The 16685-nt window shown below is 70.1% G+C and carries 14 protein-coding genes; 4 read left to right on the plus strand and 10 right to left on the minus strand.

All coding sequences use genetic code 11. The features are described 5' to 3' along the window. Window positions 1-8: 8 nt before the first annotated feature. From ASD43_RS06365 to ASD43_RS17400, 3 genes are read right to left on the minus strand one after another with little or no spacing between them, the layout of a single operon-like run. Complete coding sequence (locus ASD43_RS06365; RefSeq protein WP_056414982.1) at window positions 9-605, minus strand: hypothetical protein; 597 nt, start codon at window positions 603-605, stop codon at window positions 9-11. A gap of 35 nt (window positions 606-640) precedes the next feature. Next, window positions 641-1084, minus strand: a complete 444-nt coding sequence (locus ASD43_RS06370; RefSeq protein WP_157550857.1) for a hypothetical protein — start codon at window positions 1082-1084, stop codon at window positions 641-643. A gap of 38 nt (window positions 1085-1122) precedes the next feature. Beyond that, entirely contained in the window at window positions 1123-1284 is a 162-nt protein-coding gene (locus tag ASD43_RS17400) for a hypothetical protein (RefSeq protein WP_188042285.1), read from the minus strand. Between the two features lie 88 nt (window positions 1285-1372). Between ASD43_RS17400 and ASD43_RS06375 the strand changes: the two genes are divergently transcribed. Continuing rightward, a complete protein-coding gene (locus tag ASD43_RS06375; RefSeq protein ID WP_056414987.1) occupies window positions 1373-2350 on the plus strand; it encodes a GlxA family transcriptional regulator in 978 nt (325 codons plus the stop codon). A gap of 26 nt (window positions 2351-2376) precedes the next feature. Here ASD43_RS06375 and ASD43_RS06380 read toward each other — a convergent pair whose 3' ends face one another. Further along, window positions 2377-3078: an NRDE family protein gene (locus tag ASD43_RS06380; protein WP_056414990.1), complete on the minus strand. Its 702-nt coding sequence runs from the start codon at window positions 3076-3078 to the stop codon at window positions 2377-2379. Between the two features lie 68 nt (window positions 3079-3146). Between ASD43_RS06380 and coaBC the strand changes: the two genes are divergently transcribed. Then, window positions 3147-4361 (plus strand): bifunctional phosphopantothenoylcysteine decarboxylase/phosphopantothenate--cysteine ligase CoaBC, encoded by a 1215-nt coding sequence (gene coaBC, locus ASD43_RS06385; RefSeq protein WP_056419256.1) that lies wholly within the window; start codon window positions 3147-3149, stop codon window positions 4359-4361. Window positions 4362-4451: 90 nt separating this feature from the next. Then, window positions 4452-6623 carry an ATP-dependent Clp protease ATP-binding subunit gene (locus ASD43_RS06390; RefSeq protein ID WP_082539295.1) on the plus strand — a complete coding sequence of 724 codons (2172 nt, stop codon included), beginning with the start codon at window positions 4452-4454 and terminating at the stop codon, window positions 6621-6623. A gap of 131 nt (window positions 6624-6754) precedes the next feature. On the opposite strand, the gene ASD43_RS06395 is transcribed toward ASD43_RS06390, so the two are convergent. From ASD43_RS06395 to ASD43_RS06405, 3 genes are all read right to left on the minus strand, one after another. Beyond that, window positions 6755-8266, minus strand: coding sequence for an amino acid permease (locus tag ASD43_RS06395; RefSeq protein ID WP_056414995.1), 1512 nt, complete (start codon window positions 8264-8266; stop codon window positions 6755-6757). Window positions 8267-8391: 125 nt separating this feature from the next. Then, window positions 8392-8979: a nitroreductase family protein gene (locus ASD43_RS06400; RefSeq protein WP_056414997.1), complete on the minus strand. Its 588-nt coding sequence runs from the start codon at window positions 8977-8979 to the stop codon at window positions 8392-8394. Window positions 8980-9122: 143 nt separating this feature from the next. Next, window positions 9123-10031 carry a LysR substrate-binding domain-containing protein gene (locus tag ASD43_RS06405; protein WP_056415000.1) on the minus strand — a complete coding sequence of 303 codons (909 nt, stop codon included), beginning with the start codon at window positions 10029-10031 and terminating at the stop codon, window positions 9123-9125. 146 nt (window positions 10032-10177) lie between these two features. Here ASD43_RS06405 and ASD43_RS06410 point away from each other — a divergent pair, with 146 nt between their 5' ends. Further along, complete coding sequence (locus tag ASD43_RS06410; protein WP_056415002.1) at window positions 10178-13675, plus strand: proline dehydrogenase family protein; 3498 nt, start codon at window positions 10178-10180, stop codon at window positions 13673-13675. A gap of 67 nt (window positions 13676-13742) precedes the next feature. Here ASD43_RS06410 and ASD43_RS06415 read toward each other — a convergent pair whose 3' ends face one another. Genes ASD43_RS06415 through ASD43_RS06425 form a run of 3 tightly spaced genes read right to left on the minus strand, consistent with a single transcriptional unit; the run spans window position 13743 to window position 16632 of the window. After that, a complete protein-coding gene (locus tag ASD43_RS06415; RefSeq protein WP_056415004.1) occupies window positions 13743-14507 on the minus strand; it encodes an ABC transporter ATP-binding protein in 765 nt (254 codons plus the stop codon). Continuing rightward, window positions 14504-15616 (minus strand): FecCD family ABC transporter permease, encoded by a 1113-nt coding sequence (locus ASD43_RS06420; RefSeq protein ID WP_056419258.1) that lies wholly within the window; start codon window positions 15614-15616, stop codon window positions 14504-14506. Before ASD43_RS06420 ends, ASD43_RS06415 begins: the two co-directional genes overlap by 4 nt. After that, window positions 15589-16632 carry an ABC transporter substrate-binding protein gene (locus tag ASD43_RS06425; protein ID WP_056415008.1) on the minus strand — a complete coding sequence of 348 codons (1044 nt, stop codon included), beginning with the start codon at window positions 16630-16632 and terminating at the stop codon, window positions 15589-15591. Before ASD43_RS06425 ends, ASD43_RS06420 begins: the two co-directional genes overlap by 28 nt. Between the last annotated feature and the right edge of the window lie 53 nt (window positions 16633-16685).

A 16685-nucleotide genomic window follows, 5' to 3' on the forward strand; every position in this document is an offset into this window, starting at 1 on the left:
GGCGTCGGTCAGAATCCGAGGCTGTAGAACAGGCTCGCGACGAACGAGACCACCGTGCCGATGACCGTGTTCGCCCCGATCCCGACGGCGATCGCGGCGAGGAGGTGCGGAGCCGGTCGTCGCAGCGCGGTGATGCCGAGCACGAGACCAATGGCCGCTCCCACGAGCACCAGGAAGCTCGGCACGCTCTGCAACGCGCCCATCACCCCGAAGCCGACGCTCGCGTACAGCATCGGCAGCAGCAGCTGCCAGACGAGTCCCACCGCGACCGAGACCACGGTCACGACGAACGCGAGGCGCCCGAGGGGATTGCCGGCGGCCCCCGACGACGCTCCGTAGGGAGTTCCGGACGCCGCGGACGTGCGGTACGGCTGGCCGGGCTGTGCGTACGGCTGGCCGCGTTGCGCGTGCGGCTGATCTTGCGGCGCGTACGGCTGGCCCGGCTGTGCGTACGGCTGACCCGGCTGTGCGTACGGCTGACCCGGCTGTGCGTACGGCTGACCCGGCTGTGCGTACGGCGGGCCGGGCTGGGGTGCCGGTGGAGGGGTGTGTCCCTGCGGCGGGGGGATCTGCGGAGCCGCGTCGTGGGGGCGGGGTTCGCTCATGTTCTGTCTCCGGTCAGGCGTACGTCAGGAGTAGGTCAGGAGTAGGTCAGGGCGATGACGAGGTTGGACACCCACGAGATGACGATGCCGGCGATCGCCGATGCGCTGATGCCGATGGCGATGCCCGCGAGGATCTGCTGCCTCGGTCGGCGCACCGACATCAGCCCGAGGATCAGCGCGACGACCGCCGCCACCAGCACGAAGAGGTTGCCGATCGCGCCGAACACCCCGATCGCCGACGGACCGGGGAACAGGCGGACTGCGACGGGGAAGGACAGCGTGACGACAAGCCCGATGCCCATCGCCACCAGCGCGATGACGAAGGCCACGCGCCCGAGCGATCCGCCGGGTGCGGGTGCGGGTGCGGATGCGGGTGCGGGTGCGGATGCCGATCCTGCCGAAGGCGGCTGCGGTGCTGCGGTGGGGAACTGCGGGGGAGCGCCGTGCGGCTGGGCGGGTGGCTGGTGAGGCTCGCTCATGGTGCGAGCGTAGCCGGGGGTGACCCGCGTGGCGAGAGTCAGCGGTAGATATGTCCCGATTCCGCGCGGTCGTGAGCGCGGGGTTCCCCGACGCGCGACCAGTCGGTGGGGGTCTGCCGGTATCCGTCGCGCCGCAGTTCCACGACCGTGGCGATGACGGCCCAGAGTACGAGGGCGAGAAGAGCGAGAAGAAGGAACATGGCAGAAAAGCTACGTTCAGTCTTGATCTGCCACTAGTGGCAGAATAGACTGCGGGCGTAGGAAACCTGCCAACCGGGGGAGATCGCCATGATGAAGACCGTCGCCTGTGTCGTCCAAGACGGCTTCGCGCCCTTCGAGTTCGGTCTGGCCTGCGAGGCGTTCGGTCTCGATCGCTCGAACGACGGCGTCCCGAACTTCGACTTCCGCGTGGTCGCGCCTCGTCCCGGTGCGGTGGCGTCGAAGATGGGCTTCTCTCTCAACGTCGAGCACGATCTCTCCTTCGCGTACGAGGCCGACCTCGTGATCCTGTGTCCGGTGCCACGCGAGTACTGGGGGCGGATCGATCCGCTGCTGATCGAGGTCGCCCGAGACGCGGTCGCGCGGGGAGCCTGGGTGCTGACGATCTGCAGCGGCTCTTTCATCCTCGGAGCCGCGGGTGTGCTCGACGGACGCCGCGCGACGACGCACTGGATGTACGCGGACGTCATGGCCGACATGTATCCCCTCGTCGACGTCGACCCGGACGTGCTGTTCGTGCAGGACGAGCGGATCATCACGAGCGCGGGAACCGCCGCGGGCATCGACGCCTGCCTGCACCTGCTGCGTCAGGAGCTCGGCGCGGAGCTGACCAACCGCATCGCCCGCCGCATGGTGGTGCCGCCGCAGCGCGACGGCGGGCAGGCGCAGTTCATCGATCGACCCATCCCCGTCGTGCCGAGCGACTCGCTCGCCGCCGTCGCCGACTGGGCGGTCGAGCACCTGCGCGACGACCTGGGCATCGAGAGACTGGCGGCCCGCGCCCTGATGTCGCCGCGCACGTTCGCCCGCCGGTTCAAGGCCGAGTACGGAGCGACTCCGGCCGCCTGGCTCGGACGCCAGCGGGTGCTGCACGCGCAGCGGATGCTCGAGCGCAGCACCCTCTCGCTCGACCGGATCGCGGAGGAATGCGGGTTCGGATCCGCGGCGGTGCTGAGGCAGAACTTCTCACGAGTGCTCGGCACCACTCCGACCGCCTATCGCGCGCGCTTCTCATGCGCCGACGAGACGGAATCCTCCGCCGCGTGACCGTGTGGCCGCCCGTCATCGTCTTGTCAGTGCGTCCAGTGCCCTGGTCGAGGCAGTGCGCGGTAGTCGAGCTCGACGCGATCCGGGGCCACCGTGGCCAGGCAGTACAGCAGCGACTGGGTGGGGTACCCGTGCGGACGGTTGTCGCGGATGATCGCTCGGTCGTCCTCCGGGTCGAGTCCGGCCGATGAGGCGAGCAGCGACGTCCAGTCGGCGGCCCAATCCGCCGCGTCGTCCGTGGCCCCCTGCGCGCGGAACTCCGGCAGCCAGGCGGCGATGCGCGGGGTGCCCGGATCATCGAGGTCGTCGTGCGCGATCATGTGCACGCCGTGGCGGATCGGCGTCTCGCGCAGCTCGACGCCGTCCCAGCTCATGACTCGTGCGCCCTCCGGGGCCACTTCGAGCAGGTTGAACCCGTGCATCGGCAGCGGAGCGACCGGGGATCGCCCGGAGACGGACTCCAGCACCAGCGAACCGCGCGACACCGCGACGTCTTCTGCGAGGTCGACGACGTCGGCGCGATTCAGCAGCACCGCCAGTCGACCGGCCGCAGGGTCGGTGGCGAGCCACGCGCCGCCGGCGCGGCGATCGCGGATGCCGGAGACGCCGGGGTAGGCATCCGGCCACCATTCGCCCGGAGCATCCCATTCGCGCTGCGGATCCTCGTCACGCACCGCGAGCAGTCGGGCCGTCACGGAGTCGGCGACATCGATCACGACGGTGCACACGGTGCCCAGTCTACGAGCGGTGTGCGGACCCGAGCCCCGTGGGGCGGATGCTGCGGCAGAATCGAAGCGTGAACATCGTCGTCGGGGTTACGGGTGGCATCGCCGCATACAAGACAGTGCACCTGGTGCGGCTGCTGACCAAGGCGGGGCATGACGTGACCGTCGTGCCGACCGAGGATGCGCTGCGTTTCGTCGGCACGCCGACCTGGGAGGCGCTGAGCCGGCATCCGGTCACGACGAGCGTCCACGACGACGTCGCGCGCGTGCGGCACGTCGCCCTCGGGCAGGGGGCCGACCTGGTGATCGTCGCACCGGCGACCGCGAACTCGATCGCCAAGATCACCGCCGGCATCGCCGACGACCTTCTCGGCACGACGCTGCTCGCCACCGAGGCACCGGTGCTGCTCGCGCCGGCCATGCACGCCGAGATGTGGCGGAACGCGGCCACCCGGGCGAACATCGCCACGCTGCGGAGCCGCGGGATCCATCTCGTCGGACCGGCCGACGGTGAGCTCGCCGGCGGCGACAGCGGCCCCGGGCGCATGGCGGAGCCGGAGGAGATCTTCGAGGCGGCGGTCGCGCTGCTCGGCCCGCACGACCTCGACGGTGTGCGCATCGTGGTCTCGGCGGGCGGGACCAGGGAGCCCATCGATCCGGTGCGGTACCTGGGCAACCGGTCCAGCGGCAGGCAGGGGGTGGCGCTGGCGGCGGAGGCGGCCTCCCGCGGTGCCGACGTCACGCTCGTCGCCGCGAACATCTCGGATGACGTGCTGGCCGCTGCGCGGCATCCGGCGGTCCGGATGGTGCCGGTCGCGACGGCCGCCGAACTCGCCACGGCGATGAAAGATGCCGCGCGCGAGGCCGACATCGTCATCATGGCCGCGGCCGTCGCCGACTACCGCCCCGCCTCGGTCGCGGATCAGAAGCTGACCAAGGAGCAGGGCGCGTTGACCCATCTCGAGCTCGTCGAGAACGAGGACGTCGTCGCGGCGCTCGCGGCCCTGCGGTCGGAGGGTGCGGCGCCGGGTGGCCAGACGATCGTCGCGTTCGCGGCCGAGACCTCTCCGGACGCGCACGAACGCCGGGAACGCGCTCGCCGCAAGCGTGCGCGCAAGGGCGTCGATCTGCTCGCCGTCAATCTCGTGAACGCGGAGCAGGGGTTCGAGCAGCCCGACAACGCGGTCGAGCTCGTCGGGGACGGCGGCGAGGTCGTGGCATCCGTCGCCGGTACCAAGCGCGAGGTCGCCGGAGGGATCCTGGACGCGGTGCGCGCAGTGCGATAAACTTGAGTCACGTCCACTCAACTTTGAGGACTTCGACCCGTCGTAGTGGTCGATCAGCCGTGACGAGAAGGAGTCTCCCAGGAGGAGCGCATGCCAGGCCCACAGAGCGCACAGAACGACGACCAGCAGTCCGCCCTCGAGCAGTTCGGGATCAATCTCACCGAGCGCGCCCGTCAGGGAAAGCTCGACCCGGTGATCGGGCGCGACGGGGAGATCCGCCGGGTCAGCCAGGTGCTCACCCGCCGCACCAAGAACAACCCGGTGCTGATCGGTGAGCCGGGCGTCGGCAAGACGGCCGTCGTCGAAGGGCTCGCCCAGCGCATCGTCGCGGGCGATGTCGCCGAGTCGCTCAAGGGCAAGGACCTGGTCTCCCTCGACATCTCCGCTCTCGTGGCCGGTGCCATGTACCGCGGGCAGTTCGAGGAGCGCCTGAAGAGCGTGCTCAAGGAGATCACCGAGTCCGACGGGCAGATCATCACGTTCATCGACGAGCTGCACGTGCTCATGGGCGCGGGCGGAGGCGAGGGGTCGGTCGCGGCGTCGAACATGCTCAAGCCGATGCTCGCCCGCGGCGAGCTGCGGCTGATCGGTGCGACCACGCTGAACGAGTATCGCGAGTTCATCGAGAAGGATGCCGCTCTCGAGCGCCGCTTCCAGCAGGTCTACGTGGGCGAGCCGACGGTCGAGGACACGATCGCGATCCTCCGCGGCCTCAAGGGTCGATACGAGGCGCACCACGGTGTCACGATCTCGGACAGCGCCCTCGTCGCCGCGGCCGCACTGTCGAACCGCTACCTTCCCGCGCGCCAGCTGCCCGACAAGGCGATCGACCTCGTCGACGAATCGATGTCGCGGCTCAAGATGGAGATCGACTCCTCGCCGGTCGAGATCGACCAGCTCAAGCGCCAGGTCGACCGGATGAAGCTCGAGGAGCTCGCCCTCAAGCGCGAGAAGGACGCCGCCTCGAAGGAGCGCCTCGCCGCGCTCCGCGGGCAGCTCGTGGGCATGGAGGCGCAGCTCGCCGACCTCGAGGAGCGGTGGGCGCGTGAGCGCCAGGGACTCAATCGGGTCGGCGATCTGAAGAAGAAGCTCGACGACGCGATCACGCAGCGCGACCTGGCGATGCGCGAGGCCGACTACACCCGTGCGTCGAAGCTCGAATACGAGACGATCAAGCGCCTCGAGCAGGAGATCGCCGAAGCCGAGCAGGCCGAGGCCGCCGTCTCGACCGAGGGACGGATGGTCAACGAGCAGGTCACCGACGAGGACATCGCCGCCGTGATCGCGGCGTGGACCGGCATCCCGGTGGGGCGCCTTCTGCAGGGCGAGAGCGAGCGTCTGCTGCACCTCGAGTCCGAGCTCGGACGCCGTCTGATCGGGCAGAAGGATGCGGTCAGGGCGGTGTCCGACGCCGTGCGGCGGTCACGGGCCGGCATCAGCGACCCCGGTCGGCCGACCGGATCGTTCCTGTTCCTCGGGCCGACCGGCGTCGGCAAGACCGAACTCGCGAAGGCGCTCGCCGACTTCCTGTTCGACGACGAGCGCGCCATGGTGCGCATCGACATGTCGGAATACGGCGAGAAGCATTCGGTGTCCCGCCTCGTCGGCGCCCCTCCCGGCTACGTCGGCTACGAGCAGGGCGGCCAGCTCACCGAGGCGGTGCGCCGCCGCCCCTACAGCGTGGTGCTGCTCGACGAGGTCGAGAAGGCGCATCCCGAGGTGTTCGACGTGCTGCTGCAGGTGCTCGACGACGGTCGGCTGACCGACGGACAGGGGCGCACGGTCGACTTCACGAACGTCATCCTGATCCTCACCTCGAACCTCGGGTCGCCGATCCTCATCGACCCGACTCTGTCGCCCGACGATAAGCGGGAGCAGGTGATGACCCTCGTGCACCAGGCGTTCCGCCCGGAGTTCCTGAACCGGCTCGACGACATCGTCATGTTCTCGGCGCTCAGCCAGGACGACCTCGCGCAGATCGTCGAGCTCTCGGTCGATCAGCTGCACGACCGGCTGCGCGATCGGCGGCTCACGCTCGCGGTCACCCCCGACGCCCGATCGTGGCTCGCCGAGCGCGGGTACGACCCGATGTTCGGCGCGCGGCCGCTGCGTCGTCTGATCCAGACCGAGGTGCAGAACAAGCTGGCGACGGCGCTGCTCGCCGGCGGCGTGCACGACGGCGACACGGTGCGCGTGGACGTGGCCGTCGACGGCTCGGGGCTCGTGCTGACCTCGACCTCCCCCGAACCTCTCGACGAGTAGGGCGGGGCGTCGGGCGGGGGCCTTCCGGCTCCTGAGCGCCCTTCGTCTCGCTCCGCGGTTCCTGAGCGCCCTTCGTCTCGCTCCGCTCGCTCAGGGACCGGGCGGAGCGACGAGACGAAGGGCGGGCTGCGCTACTTCAGCCGCTCGCTGCGGATGCCGCCGAGCGCATCGCCCTCGAGCTCGCGCCCGATCAGCGAGTGACGGCGCGAGTAGGCGAAGTAGATGATCATGCCGATCGCGAGCCAGATCGCGAAGCGCACCCAGGTCTCGGTGCTGAGGTTGAGCATCAGCCAGAAGCAGGCCAGGGCCGAGATCCAGGGCAGCCACGGCGACAGCGGCACCGTGAACGGGCGCTCGAGGTCGGGGCGGGTCTTGCGCAGGATCGGCACGCCGATGCTCACGAGAACGAACGCCGACAGGGTGCCGATGTTGATCATGTCGCCGAGCACCTGCACGTCGAAGAAGCCCGCGATGATCGCGATCACGACGCCGACGATCAGCTGGATGCGGATGGGGGTGCCGCGCTTGGCGTCGGTGACGCTCAGCGCACGAGGCAGCAGGCCGTCACGGCTCATCGCGAAGACGACGCGGGCGAGTCCCATGAGCAGCACCATGACGACCGTGGTCAGGCCGACCAGGCTGCCGATGGCGATGACCTGGGCAGCCCACGTGGCGCCGACCAGCTCGAACGCGCTCGCGAGCGACGGCTCGTCGAGCTTCGCGAGCTCGGTGTACGAGACCATGCCGGTGATCACGATCGCGACCGCCACGTAGAGCACGGTCACGATGATGAGTCCGAGGATGATGCCGCGCGGCACGGTGCGCTTGGGGTCCTTGGTCTCCTCGGCGCTGGTGGCGACGACGTCGAAGCCGATGAACGCGAAGAAGACCAGTGCTGCACCGCTGAGGATGCCGAAGACGCCGTACATCGTCGGGTCGGAGCCGGTCAGGAACGAGAACAGCGACTGCGTCCACGCGCTCTCCGATGCGGCGCCCGACTGCGCCGGCGGCACGAACGGGGAGTAGTTCGCACCCTTGACGAAGAAGATGCCGACCACGATGACGAACAGCACGATCGCGACCTTGATGACCGTGAAGACGCTGTTGACCCGGCTGGACAGCTGCGTGCCCAGGGCGAGCAGCAGGGTGAAGATCGCGACGATGAAGACCGGGCCCCAGTCGAAGGAGAGCGGCCCGAGCTGCAGCGTCATGGGGATCTCGAGATCGAACAGCGACACCGCGTCGCCCAGGTACACGCCCCAGTACTTCGCGATCACGGCCGAGGCCATGAGCATCTCGAGGATGAGGTCCCAGCCGATGATCCAGGCGAGGAACTCGCCGAGGGTCGAGTACGTGAACGTGTAGGCGGATCCGGCGACGGGGATCGACGAGGCGAACTCGGCGTAGCAGAGGATCGCGAGGCCGCAGACGGCCGCGGCGATGATGAACGAGATGATCACCGCGGGGCCGGCGTGCCGCGCCGAGGCCTCGGCGCCGACCGAGAAGATGCCCGCGCCGACGGCCACGGCCACACCCATGACGGCCAGGTCCCAGACGCCGAGCGAGCGCTTCAGCGACCGTTTCTCGTCGTGCGTCTCGGCCATCGACCGTTCGACGGATTTGATCCTGCGCTGAAGAGCCATGCGCACGATTCTAGGAGGGAGCGCGGGCGCACAGAAGAAGGGCGCCGTCCGGATGTCGGACGGCGCCCTTCCGGGTGCAGCTGAGTGTCAGGCGCTGTGGCGGGTGCCGGGCGCTGAGGCGGGTGTCAGGCGCTGAGGATGACGGTCTCGGCGATCGGGCGACGGACGCGCGGGGCGGTCTCGCCCTGCTGCAGGCCCTCGGGCAGGCCCGAGGCGTCGCCCAGCTCGCCGACCGCGATGACGGTGATCGCGGTGAAGCGGGGGTCGAGGTCGGCGAACTCGCGGACGACCTCGGGGTCGAATCCGCTCATCTGGTGCACGAGGAGTCCCTCGTGGTGCGCCTGCACGGAGAAGTGGGCGACGGCCTGACCCAGGTCGTAGACGGCGTGGCTGATGGCCGTGCCGTCTTCGGACTCGGTCTCGGCGATGGCCACGATCAGTGCCGACGCGTTCGAGGCCCAGAGCTGGTTGAACTCGACGAGCGAGTCGACGACCTGGGAGAACAGCGCGGTGCCGCGGCGGGCGACGATGAAGCGCCACGGCTGCATGTTGTAGGCCGACGGCGACCAGCGGGCGGCCTCGAGAGCGGCGTTCAGCTTGGCGTCGTCGATCGTGTTCTGCGCGTCGTAGGCGCGGGGGCTCCAGCGCCCGGCGAGGACGTCGAGGACGGGGTGCTCGGTGGGGGCGGTGCGGTCGATCACAGGAGTGCTCACGGAAGTGCCTTTCGGAAGGAGTCGGACGGACTCCTTCGTCCGCGGTACGTCGGGCACAACAAGTCCATGCTCACGCATATTCCCGGATGACGCTGTGTGTCTCGGATGCGCTCAGGGGGGATCGAGCGAAGGCTCGGAGGTCCTCAGGCGGGAAGGATGCGCTCGGCGGTGGAGGCGAGGGCCCGCCGCACCGCGCGGATCGACGGCGCGGCCACCGACACCCGGCGCGTGGATGAGAAGATCTCGCGGCGCGGCTCGTCGGGCAGCGGGGTGAGCGACACCGTCGGCGATTCGCCCGCCCAGACGAGCCCCGGCAGCAGGCCGACGGCGAGTCCGGCGCGGATCAGTCGCACATGCGCCGTGAGGTCGGCGACCTCGAAGCGCACGTCGGGTTCGAAGCCCGCGGTGCGGCACAGCTGCTCGGCCCAGGCGCGCGAGGCGGTGCCCGCGGGTTCGAGCACCCAGGGCTGGTCTCTGGTCGACCACAGCGCGGCGACGGGATCGGCCCCCTCGGGGGTGCCGGGTTGGCGAGCCAAGGCGATCGGGTCGTGCACGAGCACGAGGCGGTCGAGGTCGGCGTGGATCGGTCGGGTGCGCCCTGGGTACTGCTCGGCGAGGATCAGGTCGAAGTCGCGACTCGAGACGCCCACGAGTCCGGTCTCGGGATCGCTCTCGGTGACCTCGACGCGGAGGGCGGGATGCTGCTCGCGCAGCGTGGCCAGGGCTCCGGGCAGCAGCGCGTGCGCGGTGGACTGGAACACGGCGATGTGCACGGTTCCGGTGACCTCGGTCAGCGACTCGGCGACGGCCACCTCGGCGTGCTCCAGCTGGTCGAGGATGCCGATGGCCTCCGCCACCAGCACGTTGCCCTGAGGGGTGAACTGCACCCCTCGGCCGACCCTGCGCAGCAGCGGGACGCCGACCTCGCGCTCCAGCGCGCTCAGCTGCTGCGAGACCGACGCCTTGCTGTACGAGAGGGCGTCGGCGACGGCCGACAGGGTTCCCCGGCGTGACAGCTCCACGAGCATCCGCAGCCGTTGCACGTCGAGCATCCGCCTTCTTTCCCGATCATCTGAATCGTTCAGTCCGACTGAACAGAATTCTGCCGAATCGGTTGATAGACGTAGCCTACGCGTGCGCCTGACAATGATCGAGCCGCACACGATCCCGGGTGTGCGATCCCCCGGAAGGTTCCCTGATGACTGTCGCCGCCGACACCACCGCTCCCCTCGCCACCCCGCGCACCGAGGACGTCGCCGCGCTGGTGCAGCGCTGGCTCGCCGAGAGCGAGACCCACCCGGTCGAGCCCGCCGCCCAGCGTCTCTCGGAGGTGCTCAAGGACCCGAACGGACTCGCGTTCACCGTCGGCTTCGTCGACGGCGTGATGCGCCCCGAAGACCTCAGCGTCGCCGGTCGTGCGCTCGCCGACCTCTCGGAGATCACCCCCTCGCTGCTGCCCGGATACCTGCGCGCCGCGATCAAGGCCGGTGGCTTCTGGGCACCGAAGCTGCCGGGCGTGGTCGTGCCGATCTCGCGCCGGGTGCTGCGCGCCATGGTCGGACACCTCGTGCTCGACGCGACGCCGTCGAAGCTCGGTCCCGCGATCGCCCGACTGCGCAAGAGCGGCAACCGCCTGAACCTCAACCTCCTCGGCGAGGCCGTGCTCGGTGAGCGCGAAGCGGGCCGCCGCCTGCAGGGCACCTACGACTTCCTCGCCCGCAAGGACGTCGACTACGTCTCGATCAAGGTCTCCAGCGTCGTCAGCCAGCTCTCGATGTGGTCGTTCGACGAGGCCGTCGCCGACGTCGTGACCAAGCTCACCCCGCTCTACGAGCTCGCCGCCGCCTCCGAGGCCTCGGGCCCTTCGTCACGCTCAGGGACCACCAAGTTCATCAACCTCGACATGGAGGAGTTCCGCGACCTCGACCTGACGATCGCGGCGTTCACCGCCATCCTCGACCAGCCGGGACTCGAGAACCTCGAAGCCGGGATCGTGCTGCAGGCCTACCTGCCCGACGCGCTCGGTGCGATGCAGCAGCTGCAGGAGTGGGCCGCGGCCCGCCGCGCCAAGGGCGGCGCGCCGATCAAGGTGCGCGTCGTCAAGGGCGCCAACCTCGCGATGGAGGAGGTCGACTCGGCGGTGCACGGCTGGCCGCTCGCGACCTACGGCACCAAGCAGGACTCCGACACGAACTACAAGCGCGTGCTCGACTGGTCGATGACCCCGGAGCGGATGGATGCCGTGCGCATCGGCGTCGCCGGACACAACCTGTTCGACATCGCCTACACCTGGCTGCTGGCTCAGGAGCGCGGAGTGACCCACGCGGTCGAGTACGAGATGCTCCTCGGCATGGCGACCGGGCAGGCCGAGGCCGTGCGCAAGGACGTCGGTCGCCTGCTGCTGTACACCCCCGTCGTGAACCCGGCCGAGTTCGACGTGGCGATCGCCTACCTCGTGCGCCGCCTCGAAGAGAACGCGAGCCCCGAGAACTTCATGTCCGCCGTGTTCGAGCTGGCCTCGGACCCCACCCTGCTGGCCCGCGAACGCGAGCGCTTCGAGCGCTCGCTCGCAGGCCTCGAGGCCGACCGGTCGGTGCCCTCGTCGCACCGGGTGCAGAACCGTGCGGACGAGAGCACCGCGCGGGCGGATGCCGTCACCACCGGCTTCGCCAACCAGGCCGACAGCGACCCTGCGATCGCGGCGAACCGCGCCTGGGGGCGCGAGATCCTGCAGCGGTCGGTCGACTCGACGCTCGGGCTCGACGCCATCGCGCGCGCCAGGGTCGAGACGGCCGATGCGCTCGACGGGGTCTTCGCCGCCGCATCCGCCGCCGCTGCGACGTGGGCGGCCCTGCCGGCCGCCGAGCGCGCCGCCGTGCTACACCGGGCGGGCGACGAGCTCGCCGCCCGCCGCGGACAGCTGATCGAGATCATGGCGCACGAGGCCGGCAAGACCATCGCCGAGGCCGACCCCGAGGTCTCGGAGGCCATCGACTTCGCGCACTACTACGCCGAGCGCGCGCTCGAGCTCGAGGCCGTCACGGGCGCCGAGTTCGTGCCCTCGAAGATCACCGTGGTCACCCCACCGTGGAACTTCCCGGTCGCGATCCCCGCGGGCGGCGTGCTCGCCGGTCTCGCCTCGGGCTCGGGCGTCGTCATCAAGCCCGCCAAGCTCACCCAGCGCTGCGGCGCGGTCATGGTCGAGGCGCTGTGGGCCGCCGGTGTGCCCCGCGACCTGCTCGCACTCGTCGACCTCGCGAACCGCGACCTCGGCACCCGCCTGGTCGCGAGCCCCGAGGTAGACCGGGTGATCCTCACGGGCGCCTACGAGACCGCGCAGCTGTTCCGCTCGTTCCGATCCGATCTGCCGCTGCTCGCCGAGACGAGCGGCAAGAACGCGATCATCGTCACGCCGTCGGCCGACCTCGACCTCGCCGCCGCCGATGTCGCGCGCAGCGCCTTCGGCCACGCCGGACAGAAGTGCTCGGCGGCGTCGCTCGCGATCCTCGTCGGGTCGGTCGCCGACTCGCGGCGCTTCGAGCGTCAGCTCGTCGACGCCGTGACCTCGATGCGCGTGGGGCTGCCCGACGACCCCGCGACGCAGATGGGGCCGATCATCGAGCCGGCGAACGGCAAGCTGCTGACCGCGCTCACGACGCTGGAGAAGGGCGAGCGCTGGCTCGTCGAGCCGAAGAAGCTCGACGACGAGGGGATGCAGTGGACCCCCGGAGTCAAGATCGGCGTCGCTCCGGGGTCGACCACGCACCTGACCGAGTTCTTCGGACCCGTGCTCGGCATCATGCGCGCGAAGGACCTCGACGAGGCCATCCGCCTGCAGAACGCCGTGGACTACGGCCTCACCGCCGGCATCCACTCTCTCGATTCCGACGAGGTCGCCACCTGGCTCGACCGTGTCGAGGCGGGCAACCTCTACGTCAACCGCGGCATCACCGGCGCCATCGTGCAGCGGCAGCCGTTCGGCGGCTGGAAGCGGTCCGCCGTCGGCGCCGGCGCCAAGGCCGGCGGACCCAACTACCTGTTCGGCCTCGGCGACTGGCGTCCCGCCGAACTCCCCGCCGCCGCGGCGGGCGCCGCCCTCACCCCGGTCGTAGACAGTGTGCTCACGGCTGCGGCGAGCGACCTCGACGCGGTCGAGATCGAGTGGCTGCACCGCGCCGCCGCGGCGGACGAGCAGGCCTGGACCTCGGAGTTCGGCATCGTCAGCGACAAGTCGGGCCTCGGTGTGGAGCGCAACGTGTTCCGCTACCGTCCGGTCGCCGCCGACGTGCGCATCGGCGAGGCGGCCCCGCTCGTCGACGGCCTGCGCGTGATCGTCGCGGCCCTGCGCAGCGGCAGCCCGTTCACGGTGTCGGCATCCGCTCTGCCCTCCCGGGTCGAGAAGGCGCTGCGTGCGCACGGGGTGACCGTGAAGCACGAGAAGGATGCGGCGTGGGTGGCCCGCTTCGCGAAGGCGGCGGCGAAGGCCGAGCACAGCTGGCAGCGGGTGCGTCTGGTCGGCGGCGATGCGTCGGCGCTGTTCGAGGCGCTCGGCGGCACTCCGGACGTCGCCGTCTGGTCGCACGCCGTCACGGGCGCCGGCCGGGTCGAGATGCTGCCGTTCCTGCACGAGCAGGCCGTGTCGATCACGAACCACCGGTTCGGCAACCCCACGACGCTGTCCGACGGCCTGATCTGACCGGTCCTGCCGGTCTGAGTGGCTCTGTCGGTATGGCCGGTTCTTCTGCTGATCCGGCCGGTCGTGCTCACCCGCGTCGTCGGTAGGTGATGGCGGGGCGTCCTCCCTCATCGAGGGCGACCTCCGCCGTCACCTCGTAGACGGTCCGGATCAGCTCGGCCGTCAGCACCTCCGTCGGCGTGCCCGCGGCCACCACGCGTCCCTCGCGCAGCACCACGATGACGTCGCAGTACATCGCCGCGAGGTTGAGGTCGTGCAGGGCGATGACGGTGGTCATCGGCAACGCGCACACCAGGTCGAGCAGTTCGAGCTGGTGTCGGATGTCGAGGTGGTTCGTCGGTTCGTCGAGGAGCAGCTCGCGTGGCTCCTGCGCGAGGGCACGGGCGATCTGCGCGCGCTGGCGCTCGCCGCCGGAGAGGGTGTGCCAGAGGCGGTCGGCCTGCCGCAGCAGGCCGACGTGGGCGAGCGCCCGGTCCACCGCGGCCTCGTCGGCGGAGGTCGCGCCGCCCAGGGGCGAGCGATGGGGGATGCGGCCGAGGCGAGCGACATCGCGGACCGTGATGTCGACGTCGGTGTCCGCGTGCTGCGTCACGGACGCCACCGATCTCGCCACGCGGCGCCTCGGCACCTGGGCGAGGTCGGCCCCGTCGAGCGTGACGAGTCCGGAGGTCGGTCGCACCAGGCCGTGCAGCAGGCGCAGCAGCGACGACTTGCCCGAGCCGTTCGGTCCGAGGAGGCCGACGGTCTGTCCGGGTTCCGGGTGCAGTGTCACCCCGTCGACGACGAGGGTGCCGCCACGGTTCCACGACACGTTCTCGGCGCGGAGGGTCATGCGCGCCTCCTCCTTCGCGCCAGCAGGGCGATGAACACCGGGACGCCCACGAGTGCCGTCCCGACACCGACGGGAAGCGGTGTGGGCGAGAACGCGACGCGAGCCCCGGCGTCGACCCACACCATGAAGACGGCCCCGATGATCGCCGTGGCCGGGATCAGGCGCGAGTGGCGGGCGCCGGCGACCAGACGTGCGGCGTGGGGGAGCACGAGGCCGACGAATCCGATCGCTCCGGCGATGCTCACCAGCGTCGCGGTGATGAGCGCGGTCGTCACGAGCAGGACCGCCCGGGTCCTGGCCACGTGGATGCCGAGTGACGCCGCGACATCATCGCCGAACGTGAAGGCGTCGAGGGTGCGGGCGTAGCGGAGGCAGAGGAGCGAGCCCGCAGCGACCACGCTCGCCGAGAGCGCCGCGTCGTCCCAGCGCACCCCTTCCAGCGAGCCGAGCAGCCAGAACATCACCCCGCGTGTCTCGTCCGAGTCGGCGAAGGCGAAGATGATCAGCGAGGTCAGGGCCGAGAACAGCTGAGTGCTGGCCACGCCCGCGAGCACGACGCGGTCGTTTCCACCGCCGGACAGACGGGCGAGCAGCAGGACCAGCCCGAACGCGACGAGGGCTCCGACGAAGGCGCCGCCGGACAGGCCGATCGTCGCGCCGCCGAGTCCGAGGATCCCGATGGCGACCGCGCCCGTCGATGCACCCGACGAGATGCCCAGGATGAAGGGGTCGGCGAGCGGGTTGCGCAGGAGCGACTGCATGATGACGCCGCAGAGTCCGAGCCCGGCGCCGCACGCCGCGGCGACGAGGGCCCGGGGCAGGCGCTCCTCCCACACGATCGCGTCCTTCGACGCCTTCACCGGTATGTCGGTGAGGCCCAGATGGTTCGAGACGATGTCGCGGACGTTGACCCCCAGGATGTCCGCGGGGCCGAGGGTGATCGCCACCCCGACCGACACGACGAGAAGGAGGAGCCCTGCGACGACGAGTGCACTCGACGTTCCGAGGCGATGGGTGCGCAGGGGGCGCGGGGAGGCTTCTCTCGACGAGTCTTCGGGAGGGGCCTTCCGCGCGGTGGGGGTCAGAGCTCGCCCTCGTGCTCGACCCACCACGCCTTGATCTTCTCGAGGCCGTCGACGAACCTGATCGAGGGGTTCAGCTCGGCGCCGTGGAGTGCGATGTAGTGCTGGGCGCGCACCCCGTCGATGGTCTTCGTCAGGGGGTCGGATTCCAGGAACGCCACCTTGTCGTCCAGGCGGTCTCCGGGAAAGCGGTCGCGCTGAAGATCGCCCAGGATGAAGACCTGCGGATCGCGGTCCGCGACCTCTTCCCAGGTGGTCGCGGGCCAGTCGTCGTCGAGTTCCGTGAAGACGTTGTCGAGACCCGTCATCGACGACAGGAGTGCGGCCGAGCCGAGACCTCCCGCGACATACGGCGTCTTGGTGTCCGCGAACCAGAAGGCCACCGTCGCGCCCCCGAAATCGACCCCGGCGGTCGCGGCCTCGGCGCGCGCCTTCAGATCGGCGATGAGAGCGTCCGCACGATCAGAGACGTCGAAGATCTCGCCCAGTTCCGCGATCTCCGCATACAGCGCATCGATCGTGAGCGCTGTCGTGCGCGTTCCGCCCCCGTTGATGCTCGTGCCGTTGTCGCAGTCCGTCGGCGAGAGGTAGGTGGAGACCCCCGTCTCGGCGAACCGCTCTCGCGAGGCGACGCCGCCCTCGGCGAAATGCCGGCCGAAGGAAGCGGTCACGAAGTCCGGGTCCGCCCCCAGCGTGACCTCGTACGTCGGGGCGTTGTCGGCCAGTCGTGGCACCTCGGCATTCGCCTCCGCGAGGGAGTCGAGCACGGGATCGGTCCACGACGCCGTGCCCACGATGTGATCCTCGAGCCCGAGAGACAGCAGGATCTCGGTCGAGTTCTGATCGAGCGAGACGACCCGCTGCGGGGCGGCGTCGACGGTCACTTCGACGCCGCAGTTCTCGATGGTCACCGGGTAGTCCGTAGACCCTTGCCCCGGTGCGGCGCTCGCCGCCGGCTCGACCGCCTCGGAGGCACCGCACCCTGCGAGTCCCACCGTCACCAACGCTGCAAGGGTGAGACCGATCACGGCTCGCTGACGCACAGGTACTCCTTAAGTAGACAACTACATAAGGTTAGCCTTACCTGTGCGTCAGC

Source organism: Microbacterium sp. Root553 (assembly GCF_001426995.1).
GTDB lineage: Bacteria > Actinomycetota > Actinomycetes > Actinomycetales > Microbacteriaceae > Microbacterium.